Source organism: Streptomyces pactum, from assembly GCF_016031615.1.
In the GTDB taxonomy this organism is placed as follows: Bacteria; Actinomycetota; Actinomycetes; order Streptomycetales; family Streptomycetaceae; genus Streptomyces; species Streptomyces pactus.
This window is the reverse complement of the sequence record NZ_JACYXC010000001.1, coordinates 4,287,909-4,310,721: the sequence shown is the minus strand read 5'-3', so window position 1 is coordinate 4,310,721 and position 22,813 is coordinate 4,287,909. Positions and strand designations below refer to the sequence as shown.

Genomic DNA, 22,813 nt, shown 5'->3' with positions numbered 1-22,813 from the left:
GAGCCGCCCCGCCCCGATCCGGCGTTCCCGCTCCGGAGACCCCGGCCCGGGAACGGGCAGACACCCCGCACCGGGCGGGCCGGGCGCCGCCTGCCGGCCGCCGTTGGTCGCACCCCGCCGAGGGTGCGGGCCACGGGCCTCACCGCCCACCGGCGGCGGCACGGCGGCGCCACAGCGCGACGGCGCGACAGCACGGCGGGGAGACGGCCCGGAGTGCGCGGTTCGGCAGGGAGGCCCGGCGGCCCGGCGGGCTCGGCTCGGCGGGGAGGCCGCGGCCCCGGCGGGCCCAGCACCACGGCACGACGCGGCGGCGCGGCGTGCTCGGCGCGGCGGCACCGAGGTGGCAGTACGGCTGGCGCGTGCCTCTTTGATGGGTTGATCAGTTGACCGGAGGTTGGGCGTCTCCCTCACGAGTCACCCGTTTGGCGGTGTGGGATGAGCGCTTATGCCTGCCGGGGGTGACGGTGGCAGTGTCTGCAGATTTCCGTCAGGGGAGCCATAGTCATGATCATCAAGAAGTTGCACGAGATGGGCCTGCGTAGTGATCACGCCTATACGGCCGCCGTCGTCTCGATCGGGTTGTCGTTCTTGTCGTGGACGGCGTCGATCAAGGGGGAGGCAGCAGGGACAGACCGCGCTGACCGGTGGGGCATTTTCGTGGGCGAGTGGGCGCCGACGTTCTTCGGTCTGGGACTCGCGCTCGCGCAGTACGAGAAGGACTGACAGCGTCTCGTTTCCTGTGGGGCCGGCCGGGGCCGGCCCCACAGGTATGTCCGGCTCCGGCCGGGGCCCTTGCGGGGCGCCAGCCCCGGCGTCGAAGGCGAAGGCGCGGCGACAGCGGCGACGACCAGCAGCCCACGGCCCTGCTCTTCCTCCGGACCCGCCGCTCGGGACTGGAGCGGCCTCGCTGGACCATAGGTCACGGATACCAGCAGTACTCACCCGACGGATGCGGCAAGCACGGTCTCGCGTGATCGAGTGACCCCGTGCGCCGGAGCAGTCGAAAGACGACCTACGAGCATTCACCCGTTCGGGCCGTTGGGCGGAAGGGCGCGTCTTTCTGAGGTGCGCGACCGCGTCATGAGCAGTCCCCTGGCAGTAGGTGACCCTCGCGCGTGCGTCGGGGAGCGGAGCGAGGTGCTGCGGCAACGACAAGGCGTCCGCAGCTGACCGGCAAAATGGAGAACATCCATGCGTAAAGCGGCCGTGACCATCGCGATCACCGCGTCTGTGTTCCTGCTCCCGGCGACCGACGCCATGGCGAGCTCTCAGGCAGCCCCTGCCGTGCAGCCGCAGGTCTCCGCTCCTGTGGCGGCAGACAGCAACAAGGATGACGTCGATGACCATGGAGGCTACGGGCTGTGGGGGCTGGCCGGCCTGCTGGGCCTGGCAGGACTGATCCCCCGTAAACGCAAGGAGGAGCACCCGCCCCGACACGGGAGGACCACAGGCAGCCACGACCCCAACCGCCCGTGACGGTCAGGCCCGGTGGGCGGAGGACGCGGAGACGGGACCACCGCTGCGCCGGGCCCTCGCCGGAGGGCGCAGTGGCCCGCAGACCCCGAGCACGTGGAGGTCACCCCTGGCCGACCGCGTTGCCATGGGGACATGCCTTGGAGGCACGGCCCGGCACGGTCCGGCGACCCCGCCCCGGGAACGGGAACGGGAACCCCGCGGCCCGGCGTACCGCACGGCTCAGCGCAGCACGGCGGCCACGGCGACGACGAGGAGGATCAGCGCGAAGGCGCCGCGCATGATCAGGGTTCTGGTCTTGGGGTCCACCCTTCGAGGTTAACCGGGCGCCTCACCGGCCCAGCGGCCAGCACCCCACGCTCTCGTACCGGGGCCGCTCCCCGGGCGTGCCCCCGCCCGGCAGCCGGCTGCGCATCAGGTGCAGTTCGCCCTCCGACCACGGCTCCGTCGTGAAGTCCGCCAGCGCGGTGACGAACGGCACCAGGTCGGCGCCGTCGGGCCGGCCGCGGGCGACGGTCAGGTGCGGGGCGTACGGACGGTGCTCGGGCTGCCGCGCCCCGGCCCGGCGTCCGGCGGCGGCGGTCGCCGCGGCGAGGTGGCGCATCGCGGCCCGGTCCCCCTCGGCGCCGACCCACAGCACCTGCCGCCCGAACCGGCCGCCGGCGGTCAGCCGCAGCTCGTACGGGGCACGGCGGCGCGCGGCCCGGGCCAGCCGCTCCGCGAGACCGGGCACGTTCTCCTCGGCCACCTCCCCGTAGAAGGCGAGGGTGAAGTGCCAGCCCTCCGGCTCGGTCCAGCGGAGCCGGTCCGCCCCCGGGAGGTGCCGCAGGGCCGCCACGGCGGAGGCCAGCTGCGCGAGGGCGCCGGGCGGCGGGATCGTGGCCGCGAAGAGTCTCATGGGGCGAGTCTGCCGCCTGCCGCGCCCGGCCTCACCCCCTGCCCGCCCCCGCCCCGGCACGGGTACCGGCTCCGCCGTGGGACGCCCCGGCACGGGCACGGGAGCCGGCAGGGGAGTTCCGGGGTCCGCCGGGACGCCCTCGGTACGGGTACGGGGACCCCGGCAGGGGGTGCGGAGTCCGCTGCGGGACGCCCCGGCACCCGGCACGTACGGACGTCCCCCGCCGGCACCCGGGCAACGCGGCCCCGGCAGCGGGGCGGAGGCCCCACCGCGGGGCGCCGCCCGCGTCACGGAGGTCCCGCCGCGGAACGGCCCCGGCAGGGGGTACGGAGATCCGCCGGAGGGACGCCCCGGCGGACGTACGCGGGCCGGGCAGAGGGGCGCGGAGGTCCGCCGGGGCGCGGGCCCTACCGGCGGGCGGTAGGGCCCGCGCCCCGGGCCCTACCGCCCGCCGGCCGGGCGCGGGCACGCGGGGCGGAGCCACCGCGCGGCGGCGGGGCCCGGCCGGGCGCCCGCGCCGCGCCGCGCGGGTCACACCCGGCTGGGGACGCGCTCCGCCGCGGCCCCGGCCGGCTGCCGGTCCGCCACCTCGCGGGGCACGAAGGTGATCACCTGCCGGCCGCCGCGCCGCAGGTCCACCCGGAGCCGCAGGCCGCCGATCCGGGCCAGGACGAGTCCCACCATGATCGACGCGAGCGCGGAGACCAGACCGCCGACGAGGAAGCCGACGCGTGCGCCGTAGGTGTCGGTGAGCCAGCCCATCAGCGGCCCGCCGATCGGCGTACCGCCGACGAAGACCATCATGAACAGGCTCATCACCCGGCCGCGCATCGCCGGGTCGGTGGCCAGCTGGACGCTGGAGTTCGCGGTGACGTTGATCGTCAGGCCGAACGCGCCGATCGGCACCATCAGGGCGGCGAACAGCCAGAACGTCGGGGCGACGGCGGCCGTCATCTCCAGCACGCCGAAGACCAGGGCCGCGCCCACCACCAGCCGCAACCGCGAGGTGGCGCGCCGGGCGGCGAGCAGCGCGCCGGCCACCGAACCGACCGCCATCAACGTGTTGAGCAGCCCGTAGGTGCCGGGTCCGGCGTCGAAGACGTCGTCGGCGAAGGCGCTCAGCCAGATCGGGAAGTTGAAACCGAAGGTGCCGATGAAGCCGACCAGCACGATCGGCCAGATCAGATCCGGCCGGGCGGCGACGTACGCCAGGCCCTCCCGCAGCTGGCCCTTGCCGCGTGGCGCGCGCTCGACGCGGTGCAGCTCGGCGGAGCGCATCATCAGCAGCCCGATCAGCGGCGCGCCGAAGGACAGGCCGTTGAGCAGGAACGCCCAGCCGCTGCCGACCGCGGTGATCAGCACACCGGCGACCGCCGGGCCGATGAGGCGGGCGGACTGGAAGTTGGCCGAGTTGAGGCTGACCGCGTTCCGCAGGTCCGTCGGGCCGACCATCTCGGCGACGAACGCCTGCCGGGTGGGGTTGTCCACCACGGTGACCATGCCGAGCAGGAAGGCGATGAGGTACACGTGCCAGACCTGGACGTGTCCGCTCAGGGTCAGCACGGCGAGCGCGAGGCCGCACGCGCCCAGCGCGGTCTGGGTCGCCAGCAGGATGCGCCGCTTGGGGTAGCGGTCGGCGATCACCCCGCCGTACAGCCCGAACAGCAGCATCGGCAGGAACTGCAGGGCGGTGGTGATACCCACCGCCGTGGAGGAGCCGGTGAGGCTCAGGACCAGCCAGTCCTGAGCGATGCGGGACATCCAGGTACCGGTGTTGGAGATCACCGCGCCGGTCGCGAAGAGCCGGTAGTTGCGTATCCGCAGTGAGCTGAACATGCCGCGCGGCGCGTCGTCCGGGCCGGGTGCCGGAACCTTGCGGGACTCGTCACCGGCCCGGGACGGCTCGGGGGCACCGGCGGCACCGGTCTCCGCACCGGCACCGGTTTTCGCACCGGCACCGGGCACGGTGCCCGCGGTGCCGGGCGCGGTCCCGGGGAGGGCCGCGACCGGGTCGCCGGAGACGGCCTCGGCGGTCTCGTCGGATATCGTCCCGGGCTCCCCGGCGGCCCGGCCGGATATCACTCCGGGGTCGTCGCCGGCCTCGCCGGCCTCGCCGGACGCCGGGCCGGGGGTCTCGCCGGACACGGCACGGGTGGCGCCGCCCGGCGCGGGCGCCCCGGCGGACGCCGCGGCGGTGCTCCCGGCGGACGCGGACGTCACGGCGCCCGGGGCGTCAGGGGTGCGGGGGTGGTGGGTGGTGGTGTCGAGGGGTTCCGGTGCGGGTGCGGAGTGTGCTCCGATTCCCGGACTCACAGGGGTTTCGCCTCCTCACGGCGGGTGTACTACAGGTTCGCCAGCTTCTCCAGCACGGGCGCGGCGACGCGGAGCGCCGCCCGTTCCTCCTCGTCCAGCCGGCCGGCCAGCTCGGCCAGCCAGGCGTTCCGCTTGCGGCGGCTCTCTTCGAGCATGGCCTCCGCCTGCTCGGTCTGCGAGACCACCTTCTGGCGGCGGTCCTCCGGGTGCGGGTCGAGCCGCACCAGGCCCTTGGACTCCAGCAGCGCCACGATGCGGGTCATCGACGGCGGCTGCACGTGCTCCTTGCGGGCCAGCTCCCCCGGGGTGGCGGAACCGCAGCGGGCGAGCGTGCCGAGGACCGACATCTCGGTCGGGCTCAGCGACTCGTCCACCCGCTGGTGCTTGAGCCGGCGCCCCAGTCGCATCACGGCGGATCGCAGCAGGTCCACGGCGACCGCGTCGGTGACGGCGGGGTCGTCGGTGACCGGCGGGGGGCCGGGGGTGCCTTCGACGGCGTGCGGGGCTCCCGCGACGGCCACGGCCGTCCGTTCAGGAGGCTCCTTGGCGGAAGGCTGGGAGGGGGACAGTTCCGGCATGGTCTTTAGCATAACTCATTACCCCTGCTAATGAAACCGGCGGCGCCGGCCGGTCCGCCACCTCCCCGGGGGCGCGTACCCGGGCGCGAAGCACGCGACGCCGCCCGTGCGTCACATTCCCTGCCGCGGACTCACCCGAACGAGTGAGAAACCGCCGGAACCCGGCACACCGGGACGGCGGCTCCGGCGACGCTGGCCGGCATGGCCTCGACAGTGCTCAGCCTGCGGATGGACGGGGAGTTGCTGGACCGGATACGGCAGCACGCCGCGAAACGCGGAATGAGCGTCCAGGACTATGTGGTCCGGACGCTCATCCGCGATGACTTCGACGAACGGTTCAGCTCGTCGGTGGACCGCACCGAGCGGTTCTACCGCGACGCCGGGTGACCGGCCGGGCCCGCCCCGCGCCCGCGGGGCCGGACCCCGGGACCACGCCCCGGAGCGGGCCGGCGAGGCGGCTTGCGTGGCCTCACTTCACCCCGAGCGCCTGCTCGATCGGGTCGAGCAGGAAGTAGACGAGGAAGCAGAGCCCCACCACGTTCAGCAGCCAGGGGATCTCCCGGAACCGCCGGTCGGCGATCCGCAGCAGGATGAAGGCGAGCACCCCGATGCCGATGCCGTTGGTGATGCTGTAGGTGAACGGCATCGCGATCAGCGTCAGGAACGCCGGGACCGCGATGGTGAAGTCGCTCCAGTCGATCTCCCGGACGTTGGACGCCATGATCAGGAAGCCCACCACGATCAGCGCCGGGGTGGCCGCCTGCGAGGGCACCACCCGGGCCAGCGGGGTGAAGATCAGCGCCAGCAGGAAGAGACCGCCGGTGACGAGGTTGGCGAAACCGGTCCGGGCACCCTCGCCGACACCCGCGGTGGACTCCACGAAGCAGGTGTTGGCCGAGGCGGAGCCGAAGCCGCCGCCGGCCACGGCCACGCCGTCCACCATGAGGATGCGGCCCATGTTGGGCATCTGGCCCTTCTCGTCATCCATCAGCCCGGCCTCCTCGCCGACGCCGATGATGGTGCCCATCGCGTCGAAGAAGCCGGACAGCAGCACGGTGAAGACGAAGAGGCTGCCGGTGAGGATGCCGACCTCGTGGAACCCGCCGAACAGGCTCACCTCGCCGATCAGACCGAAGTCGGGGGTGTCCACGATCTTGTCCGGGACGCGGGGCACGCTCAGCCCCCAGCTCGCGTCCGGGATGTCGGCGATCGAGTTGATGATGATCGCGGTGAACGCCATCACCACGATGCCGATCAGGATCGCGCCGCGGGTGCGGCGCACCACCAGGACGAAGGTGAGCGCCAGCCCGACCACGAAGACCAGCACCGGCCAGCCCTGGAGCCGCCCGTCGATCCCGAGCCCCATCGGCACGGTGGTGTGCGCGGCGTCCGGGTTACGGGTGATGAAGCCGGCGTCCACCAGCCCGATGAGCGCGATGAACAGACCGATGCCGATGGCGATGGCACGCCGCAGCCCGCCGGGGATGGCGTCCATCACCCGCTGGCGGAGGCCGGAGGCGACCAGGATCATCAGCACCAGGCCGGCGAGCACCACCATGCCCATCGCGTCCGGCCAGCTCATCTTGGGGGCGAGCTGGAGGGAGACGACGGCGTTGATGCCGAGGCCGGCGGCGAGCGCGATCGGCACATTGCCGATGACGCCCATCAGGATGGTGGTGAGTCCCGCCATCAGGGCGGTGGCGGTCACCAGCTGGCCGTTGTCCAGCTGATGGCCGAATTTATCGGTGCCCGAGCCGAGGATGATCGGGTTCAGCACGATGATGTAGGCCATCGCGAAGAACGTGGCGAGACCGCCGCGGATCTCCCGGGAGACCGAGGACCCCCGTGCGGTGATCCGGAAGAACCTGTCCAGCCCGTTGGTGGGCGGAACGGGCGGCTGCTGCTGGGCATCGACCGGAGCCGTGGCCGAGGGGGGCATGAGTGACCTCAGTGGTACGTGAGCAAAAGGAACTGGGTCGTTCCTGGATGTTCATACGACATTTATCCAGTCAGACCCAGACCGTTTCAGTATGAATGCATAAGGCGGAGATCGCTATCTCCGCGCGTAGACCCCGGTGGCGCGGGGCGTTCGGCGGACCCCGGAGGGCCCCGGGAGGCGGCCCGTAAGCTGTGCCCATGACGAAGTGGACCCCCGAGCACGAGGCGCCGGAGCCCCTGGAGGGCAATGTCGTCGCCACCATCACCGGCGGCACCGTCGTGTGGTTCGTCCTCTTCCTCGTACAGCTCCCCTTCTACGGCTGGTTCGAGGACCACGACCGGCTGTGGTGGCTGTGGACCTGCCTGGCCGGCGGCGGGCTCGGGCTGATCGGCATCTGGTACGTACGGAAACGGGACGCGGCGATCCGCCGGGCGGCGGCGGAGGCGTCGGCGGACCCGTCGGCCGGCGCGGCGGAGGGGCCCGGCGGCACCGGGCCGGACGCCACCGCCGGCTGAACCGCGCGGGGCCACACCCGGAGCGGGCGGGTCCGCGGTTCGGGCGGGCGCCCGGGCCGGGCCGGTCCGCGGACGGGCCGGGCGCTCGTACCCCGGGGGGATCCACGCGTCGGCCGGCTCGTACCGGAGGCGGATCTTTCGCCGCCGGTCACCCTGAATCGACCCCCGGGCCGGTGTACGTCCCGCCGGGCCCCCGTACCGTCGGAGCCATGACGCACCAGGTACCGGTCGACACCTCCGAGCCCGATCCGCCCGAGCGGTCCGCCGCGCCGCCGTCCGCCCATCCCGGGCTCACCGCGGCCGAGGTCGCCGAACGGGTGGCCCGCGGTGAGGTCAACGACGTACCGGTGCGGTCCTCCCGCTCCACCGCCGACATCGTCCGCGCCAACGTCTTCACCCGGTTCAACGCGATCATCGGGGTGCTCTTCCTGATCATCCTGGTGGTGGGGCCCATCCAGGACGGCCTCTTCGGCTTCGTGATCGTGGCCAACACCGCGATCGGCATCATCCAGGAGCTGCGGGCCAAGAAGACCCTGGACAGCCTCGCGGTGATCGGCGAGGCGAAGCCCACGGTCCGCCGGGACGGCACCGCCGCCGAGATCCACACCTCCGAGATCGTGCTGGGCGACCTGGTGGAGCTGGGCCCCGGCGACAAGGTGGTGGTGGACGGCGAGGTGGTCGAGGCGGACGGGCTGGAGATCGACGAGTCGCTGCTGACCGGCGAGGCCGACCCGGTCCTCAAGCGCCCCGGCGACCCGGTGATGTCCGGCAGCTTCGTGGTCGCCGGCGGCGGCGCGTTCACCGCCACCAAGGTCGGCCGGGAGGCGTACGCGGCGCAGCTCGCCGAGGAGGCGTCGCGCTTCACCCTGGTCCACTCCGAGCTGCGCAGCGGCATCAGCCAGATCCTCAAGTACGTGACGTGGATGATGGTGCCCACCGCCGTCGGGCTGATCATCAGCCAGCTGGTGGTGGAGGACGACGACTGGCGGGAGGCGGTCCGCCGGATGGTCGGCGGGATCGTGCCGATGGTCCCGGAGGGCCTGGTGCTGCTCACCTCGGTCGCCTTCGCGATCGGGGTGATCCGGCTCGGCCGCCAGCAGTGCCTGGTGCAGGAGCTGCCCGCCATCGAGGGGCTGGCCCGGGTGGACGTGGTGTGCCTGGACAAGACCGGCACCCTCACCGAGGGCGGGATGGACGTCACCGAGCTGCGTCCGCTGGACGGCGCCGACGGTGCCGAGCTGCGCCGGGTGCTCGGGGCGCTCGGGGCCGCCGACCCGCGCCCCAACGCCAGCCTCCAGGCGATCATCGACGCCTTCCCGGACGGCGGGCCGGCGGCCGGGGCCGACGGTCCGGCCGCCCCGGCGGAACCGGCGGCCCGGGCGGACGGCCCGGCACCGGTGGCCGGGGCGGACGGCCCCGGCGATCCGGCGGCGGACGGCGGTCCGGCGGCAGCGGCGGGCGACGGGCTGCGCGCGGTGGCCACCCTGCCGTTCTCCTCCGCCCGCAAGTACAGCGGCGCCACGCTGCTCGGGCCGGACCACCGGCGCACCACCTGGCTGCTGGGCGCGCCCGACGTGCTGCTGCCCGACGGCGAACCGGCGCCGGCCGGCATCGAGGAGCTGAACGCGCAGGGGCTGCGGGTGCTGCTGCTGGCCCGCAGCGAACGCGAGCTGGACGACCCGCGGGTGGCCGAGGGCGCCCGGGGGGCCGCGCTGGTCGTCCTGGAGCAGCGGCTGCGCCCGGACGCCGCGGACACCCTGCGGTACTTCGCCGACCAGGACGTGGACGCCAAGGTGATCTCCGGCGACAACGCGGTCTCGGTCGGCGCGGTGGCGGGCAAGCTCGGGCTGCCCGGCGCCTCCGACCCGGTGGACGCGCGCCGGCTGCCGGCCGAGCGCGACCGGATGGCCGCCGTCCTGGAGGACGGCGCGGTGTTCGGCCGGGTCACCCCGCAGCAGAAGCGGGACATGGTCGGCGCCCTCCAGTCGCGCGGCCACAACGTGGCGATGACCGGGGACGGCGTCAACGACGTCCTGGCGCTCAAGGACGCGGACATCGGCGTCTCGATGGGCTCCGGGAGCGAGGCCACCCGGGCGGTGGCACAGATCGTGCTGCTGAACAACAGCTTCTCGACCCTGCCGTCGGTGGTCGCCGAGGGCCGCCGGGTGATCGGCAACATCGAGCGGGTGGCCAACCTGTTCCTGGTGAAGACGGTCTACTCGGTGCTGCTGGCGCTGCTGGTGGTCCTCTCCCAGGTGCCGTACCCGTTCCTGCCCCGGCACCTGACGCTGCTGTCCACCCTCACCATCGGCGTGCCCGCCTTCTTCCTGGCGCTGGCGCCCAACAAGGAGCGGGCCAAGCCGCACTTCGTCCGGCGGGTGATGCGCTACTCCATCCCGGCCGGTCTGATCGCCGCCGCCGCGACCTTCACCGCGTACCTGGTCGCCCGGCACCACTACCGGGGCGAGGGCGCGCTGGACGCGGAGACCAGCGCCGCGACGCTGACCCTGTTCCTGATCGCCATGTGGGTGCTGGCGATCATCGCCCGCCCGTACACCTGGTGGCGGGTCGGCCTGGTGCTGACCATGGCCCTGGGCTTCGTCGTGGTGCTCGTCACCCCCTGGCTCCAGGACTTCTTCGCGCTGCGGCTGGTGGGCACCGAGATGCCCTGGACGGCGGTCGGCATCGCGGTGGTCGCCTCGGTGCTGCTGGAGGTCGTGTGGCGCTGGATCTCCGCCCGCAACGGCACCGAACCGGCGGACCACCCCGCGCCGCGCACACCGGCCCCCGGCGCCGGGGACTGACCCCGCCGGGCCCGGTTCCGGAACCGGGTGGACCCGGGTCCGGGTCCGGGCCCGGGGTGGTCTTCGGGGGCGCACGCCGGGCGGCGCTCGGTGCCGGCCCGGGGTCCGCCCCGCGCCCACGCCGGACGCCCCAGGGGCGCCCCGCCGGGTCAGGGGCGGTCCGGCCGGCCGGACCGACGCCGGCACCCAGGCGGGCCCCTACGGCGGCCCTGCCGGTCCGGGGCGGCACCCGGTACCGATGCCGCCCTACGGGCGCCCCGCCGGACCCCGGACCGGGGCGCACACCGACACGGACGCCCTACCGGCCCCGCCGGGTCAGGGACGGCCCGGCCGGGCGACGGCCGACTCCCGCGCAGACCTACGGGGTCCCGCCGGAACCGGGCGGCGGCCGCTGCCGAAGCCGGGCGGCCTTGAGGGCGCCCGGCCCGGGGTGGCGGCCCCACCGAACCCGGGCGGCCCTTCAGGGTGCCGGGGCCCGGCCGGGGCAGCGGCCCCCAGGGGTGCCGGTCGGCCCGGTGGCTGCGGCCGACGCCCATCCCAGGCGCTCCGGGGTCCCGGATCGTGGCGGCGGGCCGCCGGTGCCGCCGGTGCCACCCAGGGCGGAACCGGAACCCGCCGGCCCCGGCACGGTGTCGGCGGGACCGGCGGACCACGGGACCGGGCGCCGCCGGACCACGGGCCGGGGCGACCAGCAGGCCGCGGGTCCGGCGGGACGGGATCCGGCGGGCGGAGGGCCGTTGCGGGCCCGGGGTCAGTCGAACCAGCGGGCCTGGGCCAGTTCCTCGGTGCGGGTCAGGTCCTCCAGCAGCGCGGCGGCCTCGAACCGGCGGTGCCACTGGCCCGCCGCCCAGGCCAGGCCCGCCGCGACCCCCTCCAGGGTGGCGGCGTGCAGCACCCCGTCCGGCGTGCGGCGCCAGTCGAGTTCGGTGCCGGCCACCACCAGCTCCTCGTGCTCCACGTAGCTGTCGGGGGCACCGGGCAGCAGCACCCGGACGGCCTCCGGGACGTCCCTCGGTTCGCCGCCCTCCGGCACCCCGGCCCCGGCGAACACCTCGCTCAGCCGCCGCACCTGGAACAGTTCCGCCAGCTCCGCGGCCCGGTCCGGGCGCACCGGGAGCAGCGGCAGTCCGGTGGCGAGCGGCACCAGGTCGGGGACGTCGGCGACCACCGCGTCCGCCGCGTCCACCACCGTCACCGCCCCGTCGGTGACCGCCCGCAGCTCGTCGGGGAGGGTGACCTGCTCGGGGTCGAGGTCGGCCAGCAGCACGTACAGGGCGTGCAGCTGGGCGGCGGTCACCTCGCGCTCCGGGTCGGCGAGCCGGGCCAGCAGCTCCGCCGCCCCGCCCGGTTCGTCCAGCAGCGCCGCCGCCGAGGTCCGCACGCCCAGCGCCCGCAGCACCTGTTCGTCCTCGAAGCCGGCGGCGTCGGCGGCGTCGTAGAGCCCGGCCAGCAGCGGATCGCCGCCGGCCGCGCGCAGCCCGGCGGGCCGGCGCCCGTCGAGCACCGGGTGGCCGCGCAGCCACCACGCGGTGTACGGGCGGACGGTCTCGGTGGTGCCGTCCGGCAGCAGCACCCGCACCGGGGTGGTGAGGGCGTCCCGCAGCGGCGGCCGGGCGAGCATCGCCAGCGCCCGGGGCCAGGCGTCGTCCGCCACCAGGTCCAGGTCGCGGACCGCGACGATCTCGGTGGCCACCGGCGGGACCGGGCTGTCCGGCAGCCGGTCCAGCACGTCCTCGCACCAGACGTCCACCGCGTCCAGCAGCCCCACGTCGTCCGGCTCGGCGAAGTCCCCGTCGCGGGGTTCCAGTTCGTCCGGGTCGAGCACCACGTCGGTGGCCCGGACCAGCTGGAAGCCGGCGAGCACGCCGACCGCGGTCAGCGGCTGTTCGCCCCAGCGCTCGGCCAGCTCCGGGTCGCAGGCGGCGAGTTCGCCCTCCACGATGACCGACTCGAAGTCGCTGCCGGGCAGCACGAGTTCACCGGCCGGGGCCAGTTCGCCCTCCTCGTCCGGGAGCGCCAGCGCGGCCAGCCACGGCTCGTCGCCGGGGGCGAGCCGGGCGTCCCGGGCCAGCCCCAGCACGGTCTCCGCCAGCTCCTCGGCGTCCAGGCCGGCGCCGGGCCCGTCGGCGTCCAGGTCGTACCAGGTGTCCTCCTCGTCCAGGGAGGCGGCGACCGCGGCCCGCACCTGCGGGGTGGTCAGCACCGCGCGCGGGGTGGCCGGGGTGGCGCCCAGCTTCTCCAGCAGCGGGTGCGCGGCGTCCGGGTGGGCCACCTTGAGGCCGAGCCGGGCCAGGGTGCGGTGCCGGGCGGCGGTGTCCTGCCCGGGCCCGGCCTCCGGGGCGCCGCCCGTGCCGTCGGTGTCCTCCGGCGCCGGGGCGCCGCGGGACGGGCCGGCCTGCGGGCCGTCGCCGGGCAGCGGCAGCAGCACCTGCCGGGGGCCGATCGCCACGCCACCGCCGCCGGGGCCCTCCCCGGCCAGCGGCACCGGCAGCCCGCTGAGCCGGTCCGGGTCGGTGCCGACCAGCGAGTCGTACAGCCGCCACCACCACGCGGGCGGGCGCTCCGCCCCGGCCAGCCGGTCGATCAGCTCGCCCAGCGGGACCCGCGCCACGCCCAGCGCCCGCAGCTCGGCGCGGCGCTCCAGGCCGGCCGGGAGCAGGCCGGGGAACAGCTCCGCCAGCACCCGGACGGTGGCGTCCCCGGCACCTTCCACGATCTCGGCGTCCACCGGCCGCAGCGCGTACGGCTCGGCGCCCGGCCCGTCCGGCCCGCCCGGCTCCGCCCAGGCGTCCGGGTCCGGGACCCGCCGGGCCGCCGGCCCGCCCGTACCCGTACCGGGCGCGGGCGCGGGTGCACCGGCCGGCGGCGCGGTGTCCCCGGCGGCCGGGTCCGTCCCCCGGCCGCCGGCCTCGGACGGCCGGGCCGACCAGGCGTCGGGGCCCTCGCCCCACAGCTCGGCGAGGGCGCCGGCCTCCTCCTCCGGACCGCCCGGCGCAGGGGCCGCCGCGCTCGGCAGGAAGGCCACCTTGGGCAGCAGCTCCAGGACGCGGCGGCGCAGCGCGGCGTCGAGCGCCCCGGTGCCCAGCGGCCCGGGGACCAGGTCCAGGGTGCCCACCGTCACCGGGTGCCAGTCCGCCAGCAGCGCCGCGTACGCCTCGGCGGCCCGCTCCACCAGGAAGTCGGTGAGCGGCCCGGGGGCGGTGTGCCGGCGGGTCGGGTCCAGCGGGAAGGAGGCGATGAGCAGCGCGGGCAGCCCCAGGCCCTCGTCGGTGGGGGTCGGGGCGTGCACCACGGGCGCGGTGCCGGGCCGTACCGGGGCGCCGGTGCCGTCCACCGGCACCGCCCAGGTGACCGACCAGACCGGACGGGACCGCTCCTCCACCGGGCGGTCCGCGAGCAGCGCCGGGTCCAGCCGTCCGCCGGCCCGCTCGGTCCGCCAGCGGGTGGTGCCCCGGCCGCCCTCGCTGTCCTCCACCGCCACGTACGGGCCCTCCTCGCGGCGCCGCAGGGTCCGTACCCCCTCCGGCGTCTCCACCACCACCTCGGCGAGGCCGGGCAGGGTGAGCAGCAGCGCGTCGTCGACGGCGGCGAGCAGCCGGCGCGTCATGTCCTCCGCCGCGCCGTCCCGCAGCGGCAGCACCACCACCGTGTCGTAGCCCTCGGGGGCGGTGCCCTCGGCGGGCAGCGGCAGGCGCAGCAGCGGTACGTGGCCGTCCCGGCGGCGCAGTTCGTCGGCGAGCGCCGAGTTCCCCCCGGCGACCGCGCGGACCTCCTCCCGCGCCTCGGCCAGCGACCAGCGGACCCCGCCGGTACGGCCGACCACGGCCGGTTCGTCGGTCACCGCGAGCACCGCCGCGAAGCCGACGCCGAACCGGCCCACCGGCGGCCCGGCCGGCTCCCCGGGGACGTCCGTCGCCTCGTCCCGCTTGGCGGACGCCCGGAGGGTGGCGAGCGACTCCACCCCGGCGGCGTCCAGCGGCGCCCCGGTGTTGGCCGCCGCCAGCACCGCCGGGACGTCACCCTCGGCGGCGTGCAGGGTCAGCCGCAGCCGGCCGGGCACCCCGGCGCGGGCGGCTGCGTCGGCCGCGTTCTGGGCGAGTTCGACCACCAGCCGGTCGCGGTAGCCGCCGAGCGCGAGGTCCTCCTCGGCGTTCGCGTCCTCCCGGAACCGGGCGGACGAGGCGGCCCAGGCGTCGAGGACGCCACGCCGCAGCCGCGCGGTCCCGAAGGGGTCCGCGCCCTCGGTCGCGCCTCGCACCATCGCCGTGCTGCTCACGTTCGCCTCCGGGGTTCCTGGTCGTCGGTTCCGGTCCCCGCGCGGTCCCCCGCCGCGCGCGCCTTGCTAGCGGCGAACGTACCGCCCTTTCGATCCTGCGCTTCCCCGGCCCCTACGCTCCACCCCGGGCCGGGCCGCGGCCCCGCGGGCCGGTGGCGGCGGGCGTGCGACGGCGGCCCCCGCCGCCGGGTGCCGGCAAGACCTGATGCGGGTACGGCCGGGGGCCGGGCGGCCACGGGTACGGCGGGAGCCCGGCGGCCGGAGCTACCGGGGCCCGGTGGCAGGGGCCAACGGCCGGGGCCCGGCGACACGGGTACGGCCGGGTGGCGGGCGGTCGGGCGGCGACCGGAGGGAAAACCGAGCGGCGCGGGCGGGGACGGCGCGCGGCCGGCGCGGGCGGGACCGGCGTCCGCCGGGACGGGGACGGACCGTGCCGGCGTTCGGTCACGGCCGGGGCACACCCGGCCCTACGCCGGCCGGCCCGGCCGGAGAAGCACCGGCCCGGCGGAGAAGCACCGGCCCGGCGGGGTCGCACCGGTCCGGCGGCGACCGACGCGGGCGGCGGCATCTCGCGAACCAACGGGAGCACCAGCGGGAGCACCGGCCGGAGTAGGGCCCCTGGCCGGCGCTCCTCACGCCGTCTCGCGGGGCGGCCCCGCGGCGACCGGCACCGATCTACCGTCCGACCAACACCGACCGACCGGCGACGGGCACCGTCCGACCGGTGGCGGTCACGCCGCCGCACACCCGCGCGGGCCGGGTCGGCGGCCGTCCCGGCGCGGCACATCGCCACGCGTCGCATGACGTGGCGCCGCGCCGCATCACGTCATCCCGTCGCGCCGCATCGGGTGGCGCCGCGTCACGTCCGAGCGACCGGAGCACGAACCGGCCGGCGACGGCCGTCACCCGCACCGTCCGGCCGACAGCCGACGGCCGTCACGTCCGGCAGGGCTGCCGGGGGCCGGCGGCGGCCGTCAGGAGTGGCCCAGTTCCTCCGCCGGGGCGTCCGGCTCGACCGAGCCTCCGGTGCGCTCCGGGTGCAGCGCCATCGGTTCGACGACGGTCTCGTCGATCACCGGCGGCGCCGGGCGCGGCGCCTTCGGCATCACGGCCGCCTCGGAGTGCCCGCCGCAGCCGTAGGTCAGCGAGACCACCCGGCCGTCCGCCGGGCTGAACTCGTTGGCGCAGACGCCGAACGCCTGCTTCAGCGAACCGCTGAGCGGCATCAGGAAGCCGCAGCTGACACAGGGGGCGGGGGCGGCCTGTGCCATCGGGGTCTTCGCCCCGAACGCCTCGTCCCAGCGGTCGGCCGCCGAGTGCAGCCCGTACCGGGAGAGCACCCGGGCCCGGCGCATGCCCAGTTCCTCGGCGACGGCCGCGATGGTGCCCCGGACCGGGGCGACCGCCTGGGCCGATGGCGAGCCGGGGGTCACCTCGGCGTCCTCGACCTCGGCCAGCTGCTCCATCTCCTCGGAGACGGCGGCGTTCGGCGGCAGTCCGTCCACCCCGGTGTAACCGGGCTCCAGGCGCAGGTCGTCGGCGTCCGTCGGCAGCAGGTCCCCGGGTCCGAGGTCGCCCGGGCGCAGCCGCTCGCTCCAGGGCACCCACTCCGGGGCCAGCAGCGCGTCCGGGCCGGGCAGCAGCACCGTCTCGTCGATGGTCACGACCTTGGCCCGGGAGGCCCGGGCGACGGTGACGGCCCAGCGCCACCCCCGGTAGCCGGGCTCGTGGCACTCGAAGAGGTGCGTGACGACCCGGTCGGCGTCGGCGACGGCGGCGACGTGGTCACCCACCGTGCCCGGGGCCGCGGCTTCCTCGGCCGCCTCACGGGCGAGATCGACGGCCTCGGCGCACAGGCGGTCCGGGGTACGGCTTCGCATCGCAGCACTCACAAGAATCGATCTCTCTCCTACGCCGTCTCACGAGTGCGCCGACCACACGGCCGGGACGGCGGACGGAGCGGACCGGAGGACCGCGTCTACGTCCGCCCGTTCGACCTCGGGCGCACCTCTTCCTCCCATTCTGAGGGATGGTGACCCGGTGCGTGGCCAGAAACGACCGTAGGCAGGCGCGTGAAGCACGCTACCTTGTCCAGCCCCTTGCGCCCTACCCCCGGGGCACGTCATGAACCTGTCGGAGGGAGTCCGGGAGCGGCGGCTCGACGCCCGGCCCGGTCACCGGTTGACTTCGGCAGCGGTGGTGGCGCGGTACACCGCCGGTGAGCGGGAAGGCGGGTCACATGACATCACGAGCCACCGCACCTGCCGTGGCGCCGGGCAGGGCACACCTTGCACACGAGTTCCGTAAACCCTTCGCAAACCACCGGAAAAAGTCACGTCCGCAGCGGACAGGCGGGACCATGGTCGGGTGAGAGAACGGGTGACAACCATCGGCTCCGGCTCCTCCGCCCAGGATCTCCGGACCCGGGGACGGGGCCGGCGATTCGTCCGTGTCCTGCGCAATCCGTTCGCCGCGACCGGGCGCGGCATCCGCCGCGCGACGCACGCGCACGGCGCCGGTGAGTCCGGTCTGGGCAAACTGATCGAACTGCACGCCGTGAACTCCGCCGGCGACATGATGGTCACCATCGCCCTCGCCTCGACGGTCTTCTTCTCCGTGCCGACCGACGAGGCGCGCGGCCGGGTCGCGCTCTACCTGGCCATCACCATGGCGCCGTTCGCCGTCCTGGCGCCGGTCGTCGGACCGCTGCTGGACCGCATCCCGCACGGCCGCCGGGCCGCGATGGCCACCTCGATGGGCAGCCGCGCGGTCCTGGCGCTCACCATGTCCACGGCGGTGGCGGGCGGCGGGCTGGAGCTGTACCCGGCGGCACTCGGCGTGCTGGTGGCCTCCAAGGCGTACGGGGTGGTGCGCTCGGCGGTGGTGCCCCGGCTGCTGCCACCACGCTTCTCCCTGGTCAAGGCGAACTCCCGGGTGACGCTGGCCGGGCTGCTGGCCACCGGTCTGGCCGCGCCGGTCGGCGGCGGGCTGCACCAGATCGGCCCGGAGTGGCCGCTGTACGGCGCGTGCGTGGTCTTCTCCATCGGCACCTTCCTCTCCTTCACCCTGCCCCCCAAGGTGGACTCGGCGAAGGGCGAGGCCCGGGCGCGGCTCACCTCCGGCGAGCACCACCTGCACCTCCCCCACCTGCCGCACCACGCGCACCCGGCGAACCCGGCACGCGCCGCGCTCCCGGCGGCCGGGGCCACCGGGACGGCCGGGTCCACCCGCGTCGACGGGACCGCCGGAGCCACCGGGACCGCCGGGACGGCTGCGGGGACCGGCATCCCCGGTGGCGCCCCCGCCGAGAACCCTGTCCCGGGCTCCGCCGAGGGCCCGCCCCGCCCCGCCGACGCTCCCCGCACCTCGCCGGACGGGCCCACGGCGGACGGTTCGGCGCCGTCCGGGCCCGCGGCGGACGGGCCCGCGGCGGACGGGCCCACGACGGTCGGTGAGGGGCACCGTCCCCCGGTCGGACCGGCGAAAGCGACGACGCCAGAGGGTCCGGTGACGGACGGCCCGGCGACGGCCGACGCCCGCGTGACGGACGGCCCGGCGACGACCGGGCCGGTAACGGACGGGCCGGTGACGGACGGCCCGGCGACGGACGGCCTGGCGACGGCCGACGCCCGCGTGACGGACGGCCCGGCGACGACCGGGCCGGTAACGGACGGGCCGGTGACGGACGGGCCGGTGACGGACGGCACCGTGGCCGACGGCCCGGCGGCCGGGAAGCGCGGCGGCAGGCGGAAGGGCAGGAGGAACGGCGGCTCCGCCCGGGGCCGGCGCCCGGGGCTGCGGACCGTCGGGCCGTCGGTGCTCCACGCGCTCCAGGCGTGCTCCTCGCTCAAGGCGCTCTCCGGCTTCCTCACCCTCTTCCTCGCCTTCCTGCTCCGCGAGCACCCGCTGGCCGGGCTGAGCCCCGAGGTGTCCCTCGGGGTGGTCGCGGTCTCGGCGGGCCTGGGCAACGCGCTGGGCACGGCCATCGGGGCGTGGCTGCGGGCCCGTGGCCCCGAGCTGATCATCGCCGTGGTGCTGCTGGGCGCGCTGGGGGTGCTGGTGATCACCGCGGCGCTGTTCAGCACGGTGCTGGTGGCGGCGGTCGCGGCCACCGCGGGCCTCGCCCAGGCACTGGGCAAGCTGTCGCTGGACGCGCTGATCCAGCGGGACGTGCCGGAGGAGGTGCGGACCTCCGCGTTCTCCCGCTCCGAGACGACCCTGCAGCTGGCCTGGGTGGTCGGCGGCGGGATCGGCATCTCGCTGCCGCTCAGCGGCGCCCTGGGCATGTCGGTCGCCGCCGGGCTGATCGCCCTCGGCGCGCTCGCCGCCGTACGGGGACTGCTGGGCGCCGGGCGGCGCGGCTCGCCGTACCCCCGCGTGGCGTGAACGGGGCGGCCCGGTAGCCTGCCCGCATGACCGCTGCGCTGTTTTCCCGGGGCAAGGCCAGTCGTGCCGCTGCCGCCGCCTGTGCCGTGACCCTGGGGCTCATCGCCCTCACCGCCTGCGACAAGCCGACTCCGGTGGCGACGGTCACGGTCGGTTCCCACTCCGAGACGTCCGAGGCCACCAAGGGCTGCTACACCGAGGGCAAGCGCCTCGACGACAAGACCGTGGACAAGTGCCTCGACAAGAAGCCGAGCGAGACCATCACGGTGCACGCCGGCGAGAAGATCCGGATCGGTGTGGACCCGGAGATCGCCGACTCCGGGTGGATCCTGCTGTCCGGGCGCAACCAGATCAGCGACGCCAGCACGGACACCTACCGCACCTTCGACCACGAGGACCTGTTCCAGGTCAGGAACCAGATGGGCCAGCTGGAACAGCGCGACGAGATCGTCCTGTCGATCGTGGAGCTGCCCAAGCAGGGCGCCCCGAAGGGGATGTGGCAGTACCAGCTGAAGCTGAAGTCCTGACCTCCACCGGCCGGTACCGCGCGGGCCGGCGCGGCGCGTTCCCGTCCCGGGACCACGCCCGCCGGCCGGTCGCCGTACGCTCCCCGGCCCCTGTCCGTTCGCCCGTCCGGGTGACGCCGCGCCCCGCGGCGCCGGTGCCCGACGGTCCGTCCGCCACGGGAGGGCGCTGATGCGGGTCCTGGTGGTCACCGCGGTCGCCGCCGAACGGGACGCGGTCGCCCTCGGCCTGGCCGACGCGGCGTCCCCTCCCCGGCGGACACGGCCACCGGCGGCCCCTGCCGCGCCTCCCGCGGGCCCCCGGCCCCGCCTCGTACCCGCGCCCCGGCGCGGCCCCCGCACTCCGACCCGGCACCGCACGCGAACGCCGTGACGCACGCGAACGCCGTGACGCCCCCGCCCCCTGCCCCCGCCGGGCCCCCCGACCGGGCACCTTCCGCTGCCGCCCCCGGCCGACCCGCGCCCGGCACCCCACCACTGCCTCTGCCGCTGCCCGGTTACGGACCGGGCCGGCTGCTGCGCGCCCTGCCCCCGGCCACCGGCGCGCCGGACACCGGTCCGGTCGTCCACGTGCTGGACGGCGGGGTCGGCCCGGCCGCCGCCGCGGCCGCGACCGGGACCGCGCTGACCGCCGCCGCGCTCCACGGCACCCCCTACGACCTGGTCGTCTCGGCCGGGATCGGCGGCGGCTTCGCCGGTGTGGCGCCACCGCTCGCGGTGGTGGTGGCCGACGCGATCACCGCCGCGGACCTGGGCGCGCAGACCCCCGAGGGCTTCCTGCCCGTCACCGAGCTGGGCTTCGGGACGTCCACGCACCGGCCGCCGCCCGCCCTGGCGCGGGCCGCCGCCGAGGCCACCGGCGCGGTGCGCGGCACCGTGCTGACGGTCTCCACGGTGACCGGCAGTGCCGAACGCGCCGCCGAACTGGCGGGCCGGCACCCCGGTGCGGCGGCCGAGGCCATGGAGGGCTTCGGGGTGGCCGAGGCGGCCGCCGCGCACCGGGTCCCGGTCCTCGAAATCCGTACCGTCTCCAACCCGGTGGGCCCCCGGGACCGTGCCGCCTGGCGCATCCGTGAGGCGCTGGAGGGACTGCGCGACGCCTTCCGGCGGCTGGTCCCGGTCCTCACCGCGGCGGTCGCTCCCGCCGCGCCACCGGAGAGCCCTGCCGGGCCGTCCCGGCAGGGCGGGACGGCCCCGCACCCAAAGGCCGCCCCCATCGCAGCGAAGGAGGCCACCCCCGTGGCAGCACAAACGCCCGGCGCTCCTGGCGCCCCCGCCCCGCCGGCGCCCCTGGAACCGTCCGGCACCCCGCACGACGCGCAGCCCCCCGGAGCCGGAACCACCGCGGACCCCGGCCGGGCAGGGGCCCCCGGAGCCGGTACCGGAACCGCAACCGGAACGGTGGCGGCACCGGAGGCCGGGCAGCCGCTGCGGATCGCGTACTCGCCGTGCCCCAACGACACCTTCGTCTTCCACGCCTGGGCCCACGGCCGGGTGGCCGGCGCCCCGCCGCTGGACGTCACCTTCGCCGACATCGACCTCACCAACGGCATGGCCGAGCGCGGGGAGTTCGACGTGCTGAAGGTCTCGTACGCGGTGCTGCCGTGGGTGCTGGACGAGTACGCGCTGCTGCCCTGCGGCGGGGCGCTGGGCCGCGGCTGCGGCCCGCTGGTGCTGACCCGGGACCCCGGCGACGGGAACGGTGACGGGAGCGGCGGGGACGGGAACGGCGACGGCGGGAGGGCGCGGGCCGCCGGACTGGCCGGGAAGACGGTCGCGGTGCCCAGCGAGCGGTCCACCGCCTATCTGCTCTTCCGGCTCTGGGCGGCGGACCTGGTCCCCGGCGGGGTCGGGGAGGTCGTGGTGCTGCCGTTCCACGAGATCATGCCCGCCGTCCGGGACGGGAAGGTGGACGCCGGACTCGTCATCCACGAGGCCCGCTTCACCTATCAGCGGTACGGCCTGCACCGCCTGGCCGACCTGGGCGAGTACTGGGAGGGCACCACCGGGCTGCCGATCCCGCTGGGCGCGATCATCGCCAGGCGGTCGCTCGGCACCGCGCGGCTGCGGGAGCTGGCCGAGGCGGCCCGCGCCTCGGTCCGGGCCGCCTGGGACGACCCGGTGGCCTCCCGCCCGTACGTGCTGGAGCACGCCCAGGAGATGGACCCGGCGGTGGCCGACCAGCACATCGGGCTGTACGTGAACGAGTTCACCGCCGACCTGGGCGAGGACGGCTACGCGGCGGTGCGCGGACTGCTCACCCGCGCCGCGGCCGAGGGACTGGTACCGCCCCTCGGCCCGGACGCGCTGGACTTCCCCTGACGGACCCGGTGCCCCGGCCCCGGCAGCCGTGACCCGCCGTCACGGTGCTACCCGGGTCCGGGCACGGCGCAGCCCCGGGCCGGGGCACCGGACGTCGGCACTCCCGGCATCCGGGGGGCCTGGCCGTCATGGCGCTCGCGGCACCGGGGCGCTGGGGGTCCTGGCCGTCGTGGCGCTGCCCGCACCAGGGGTTCCTGGCCGTGTGGCCGTCCGTGGCGCTGCGGCATCGGGAACGTCCGCCGTCATGGCGTCCCCGCGTCGAAGGCCCCGGGCCGGGCGGGGCCGTCGGGTCAGACGTCGAGCTGGTCGGCGACCGCCCGCAGCATGCCCGCGATCTTGGACCCGTGTGCCTTGTCGGGGTAGCGGCCGCGCTCCAGTTGCTGGGTCACGTTCTCCAGCAGGGTGGTGAGGTCCTGGACGATCGAGGCCAGCTCGTCCGGCTTACGGCGCTGGGCCGCCGCGACGGAGGGGGTCGGATCCAGCACCACCACGGAAAGCGCCTGGTCACCGCGGTTACCGGCCACGACACCGAACTCGACGCGCTGGCCGGGCTTCAGCGTGTCCACGCCGGCCGGGAGTACCGACGAGTGCACGAAGACGTCGCCGCCGTCATCGCGGGAGAGAAAGCCGAAGCCCTTCTCGCTGTTGAACCACTTGACCTTGCCGGTAGGCACGTCTGTCCTCGTCCTCGTCACTCGTCGGAAACCACGGAAAAAGAGCTCTGGATAGCACTACAGCGGGTCGCAAGACCCGCCACCACCAAGGCTAATGGTCCGGAGCCTGGT

At 75.8% G+C, this 22,813-nt stretch carries 14 protein-coding genes and 3 pseudogenes; 10 read left to right on the top strand and 7 right to left on the bottom strand.

From position 1 onward, the window contains the following. The first annotated feature begins 504 nt into the window (after positions 1–504). Entirely contained in the window at positions 505–723 is a 219-nt protein-coding gene (locus IHE55_RS17070) for a hypothetical protein (protein WP_197989811.1), read from the top strand. A gap of 468 nt (positions 724–1,191) precedes the next feature. After that, positions 1,192–1,476, top strand: a complete 285-nt coding sequence (locus IHE55_RS17065; RefSeq protein WP_197989810.1) for a WGxxGxxG family protein — start codon at positions 1,192–1,194, stop codon at positions 1,474–1,476. A gap of 328 nt (positions 1,477–1,804) precedes the next feature. Here IHE55_RS17065 and thpR read toward each other — a convergent pair whose 3' ends face one another. The 3 genes from thpR to IHE55_RS17050 form a co-directional block, all read right to left on the bottom strand. After that, the gene (gene thpR / locus IHE55_RS17060; RefSeq protein ID WP_197989809.1) at positions 1,805–2,371 is read right to left on the bottom strand and encodes an RNA 2',3'-cyclic phosphodiesterase; all 567 of its coding nucleotides are present in this window, start codon (positions 2,369–2,371) and stop codon (positions 1,805–1,807) included. A 531-nt stretch (positions 2,372–2,902) separates the two neighbouring features. Further along, a complete protein-coding gene (locus IHE55_RS17055; RefSeq protein ID WP_197992062.1) occupies positions 2,903–4,207 on the bottom strand; it encodes an MFS transporter in 1,305 nt (434 codons plus the stop codon). Positions 4,208–4,713: 506 nt separating this feature from the next. Then, the gene (locus tag IHE55_RS17050) at positions 4,714–5,262 is read right to left on the bottom strand and encodes a MarR family winged helix-turn-helix transcriptional regulator (RefSeq protein WP_232265595.1); all 549 of its coding nucleotides are present in this window, start codon (positions 5,260–5,262) and stop codon (positions 4,714–4,716) included. 201 nt (positions 5,263–5,463) lie between these two features. Between IHE55_RS17050 and IHE55_RS17045 the strand changes: the two genes are divergently transcribed. Beyond that, a complete protein-coding gene (locus IHE55_RS17045; RefSeq protein WP_197989808.1) occupies positions 5,464–5,649 on the top strand; it encodes a ribbon-helix-helix protein, CopG family in 186 nt (61 codons plus the stop codon). Positions 5,650–5,731: 82 nt separating this feature from the next. Here IHE55_RS17045 and IHE55_RS17040 read toward each other — a convergent pair whose 3' ends face one another. Further along, positions 5,732–7,201, bottom strand: coding sequence for an NCS2 family permease (locus IHE55_RS17040; protein ID WP_197989807.1), 1,470 nt, complete (start codon positions 7,199–7,201; stop codon positions 5,732–5,734). A gap of 197 nt (positions 7,202–7,398) precedes the next feature. On the opposite strand from IHE55_RS17040, the gene IHE55_RS17035 reads away from it, so the two are divergent. Together IHE55_RS17035 and IHE55_RS17030 are read left to right on the top strand one after the other, a co-directional pair. After that, positions 7,399–7,716 (top strand): DUF2530 domain-containing protein, encoded by a 318-nt coding sequence (locus IHE55_RS17035; RefSeq protein WP_197989806.1) that lies wholly within the window; start codon positions 7,399–7,401, stop codon positions 7,714–7,716. Between the two features lie 209 nt (positions 7,717–7,925). After that, positions 7,926–10,520 (top strand): cation-translocating P-type ATPase, encoded by a 2,595-nt coding sequence (locus tag IHE55_RS17030; protein WP_197989805.1) that lies wholly within the window; start codon positions 7,926–7,928, stop codon positions 10,518–10,520. A gap of 751 nt (positions 10,521–11,271) precedes the next feature. Here IHE55_RS17030 and IHE55_RS17025 read toward each other — a convergent pair. Then, complete coding sequence (locus IHE55_RS17025) at positions 11,272–14,781, bottom strand: sacsin N-terminal ATP-binding-like domain-containing protein (protein ID WP_232266458.1); 3,510 nt, start codon at positions 14,779–14,781, stop codon at positions 11,272–11,274. A gap of 989 nt (positions 14,782–15,770) precedes the next feature. Further along, positions 15,771–16,676: a DUF3027 domain-containing protein gene (locus IHE55_RS17020; RefSeq protein ID WP_197989803.1), complete on the bottom strand. Its 906-nt coding sequence runs from the start codon at positions 16,674–16,676 to the stop codon at positions 15,771–15,773. Positions 16,677–17,184: 508 nt separating this feature from the next. Between IHE55_RS17020 and IHE55_RS33165 the strand changes: the two are divergent. The 5 genes and pseudogenes from IHE55_RS33165 to IHE55_RS31385 all read left to right on the top strand — a co-directional run. Further along, positions 17,185–18,099: pseudogene (locus IHE55_RS33165) on the top strand (MFS transporter); the annotation flags it as partial. Between the two features lie 444 nt (positions 18,100–18,543). Continuing rightward, positions 18,544–19,182, top strand: a pseudogene (locus IHE55_RS33160) (MFS transporter); the annotation flags it as partial. A 26-nt stretch (positions 19,183–19,208) separates the two neighbouring features. After that, the gene (locus IHE55_RS17010) at positions 19,209–19,709 is read left to right on the top strand and encodes a hypothetical protein (RefSeq protein WP_197989802.1); all 501 of its coding nucleotides are present in this window, start codon (positions 19,209–19,211) and stop codon (positions 19,707–19,709) included. 366 nt (positions 19,710–20,075) lie between these two features. Further along, a pseudogene (locus IHE55_RS31390) lies at positions 20,076–20,819 on the top strand (futalosine hydrolase); the annotation flags it as partial. 315 nt (positions 20,820–21,134) lie between these two features. Beyond that, the gene (locus tag IHE55_RS31385) at positions 21,135–22,028 is read left to right on the top strand and encodes a 1,4-dihydroxy-6-naphtoate synthase (RefSeq protein WP_232266456.1); all 894 of its coding nucleotides are present in this window, start codon (positions 21,135–21,137) and stop codon (positions 22,026–22,028) included. Positions 22,029–22,318: 290 nt separating this feature from the next. On the opposite strand, the gene IHE55_RS32315 is transcribed toward IHE55_RS31385, so the two are convergent. Then, on the bottom strand, positions 22,319–22,702 hold the full coding sequence (locus IHE55_RS32315) for a cold-shock protein (protein ID WP_197989800.1): 384 nt from the start codon (positions 22,700–22,702) through the stop codon (positions 22,319–22,321). Positions 22,703–22,813: the final 111 nt, after the last annotated feature.

Coding starts and splice junctions, on each gene's coding strand:
- IHE55_RS17070 (WP_197989811.1), top strand. CDS start 505: ATGATCATCAAGAAGTTGCACGAGATGGGCCTGCGTAGTGATCACGCC.
- IHE55_RS17065 (WP_197989810.1), top strand. CDS start 1,192: ATGCGTAAAGCGGCCGTGACCATCGCGATCACCGCGTCTGTGTTCCTG.
- thpR (WP_197989809.1), bottom strand. CDS start 2,371: ATGAGACTCTTCGCGGCCACGATCCCGCCGCCCGGCGCCCTCGCGCAG.
- IHE55_RS17055 (WP_197992062.1), bottom strand. CDS start 4,207: ATGTTCAGCTCACTGCGGATACGCAACTACCGGCTCTTCGCGACCGGC.
- IHE55_RS17050 (WP_232265595.1), bottom strand. CDS start 5,262: ATGCCGGAACTGTCCCCCTCCCAGCCTTCCGCCAAGGAGCCTCCTGAA.
- IHE55_RS17045 (WP_197989808.1), top strand. CDS start 5,464: ATGGCCTCGACAGTGCTCAGCCTGCGGATGGACGGGGAGTTGCTGGAC.
- IHE55_RS17040 (WP_197989807.1), bottom strand. CDS start 7,201: ATGCCCCCCTCGGCCACGGCTCCGGTCGATGCCCAGCAGCAGCCGCCC.
- IHE55_RS17035 (WP_197989806.1), top strand. CDS start 7,399: ATGACGAAGTGGACCCCCGAGCACGAGGCGCCGGAGCCCCTGGAGGGC.
- IHE55_RS17030 (WP_197989805.1), top strand. CDS start 7,926: ATGACGCACCAGGTACCGGTCGACACCTCCGAGCCCGATCCGCCCGAG.
- IHE55_RS17025 (WP_232266458.1), bottom strand. CDS start 14,781: ATGGTGCGAGGCGCGACCGAGGGCGCGGACCCCTTCGGGACCGCGCGG.
- IHE55_RS17020 (WP_197989803.1), bottom strand. CDS start 16,676: ATGCGAAGCCGTACCCCGGACCGCCTGTGCGCCGAGGCCGTCGATCTC.
- IHE55_RS17010 (WP_197989802.1), top strand. CDS start 19,209: ATGACCGCTGCGCTGTTTTCCCGGGGCAAGGCCAGTCGTGCCGCTGCC.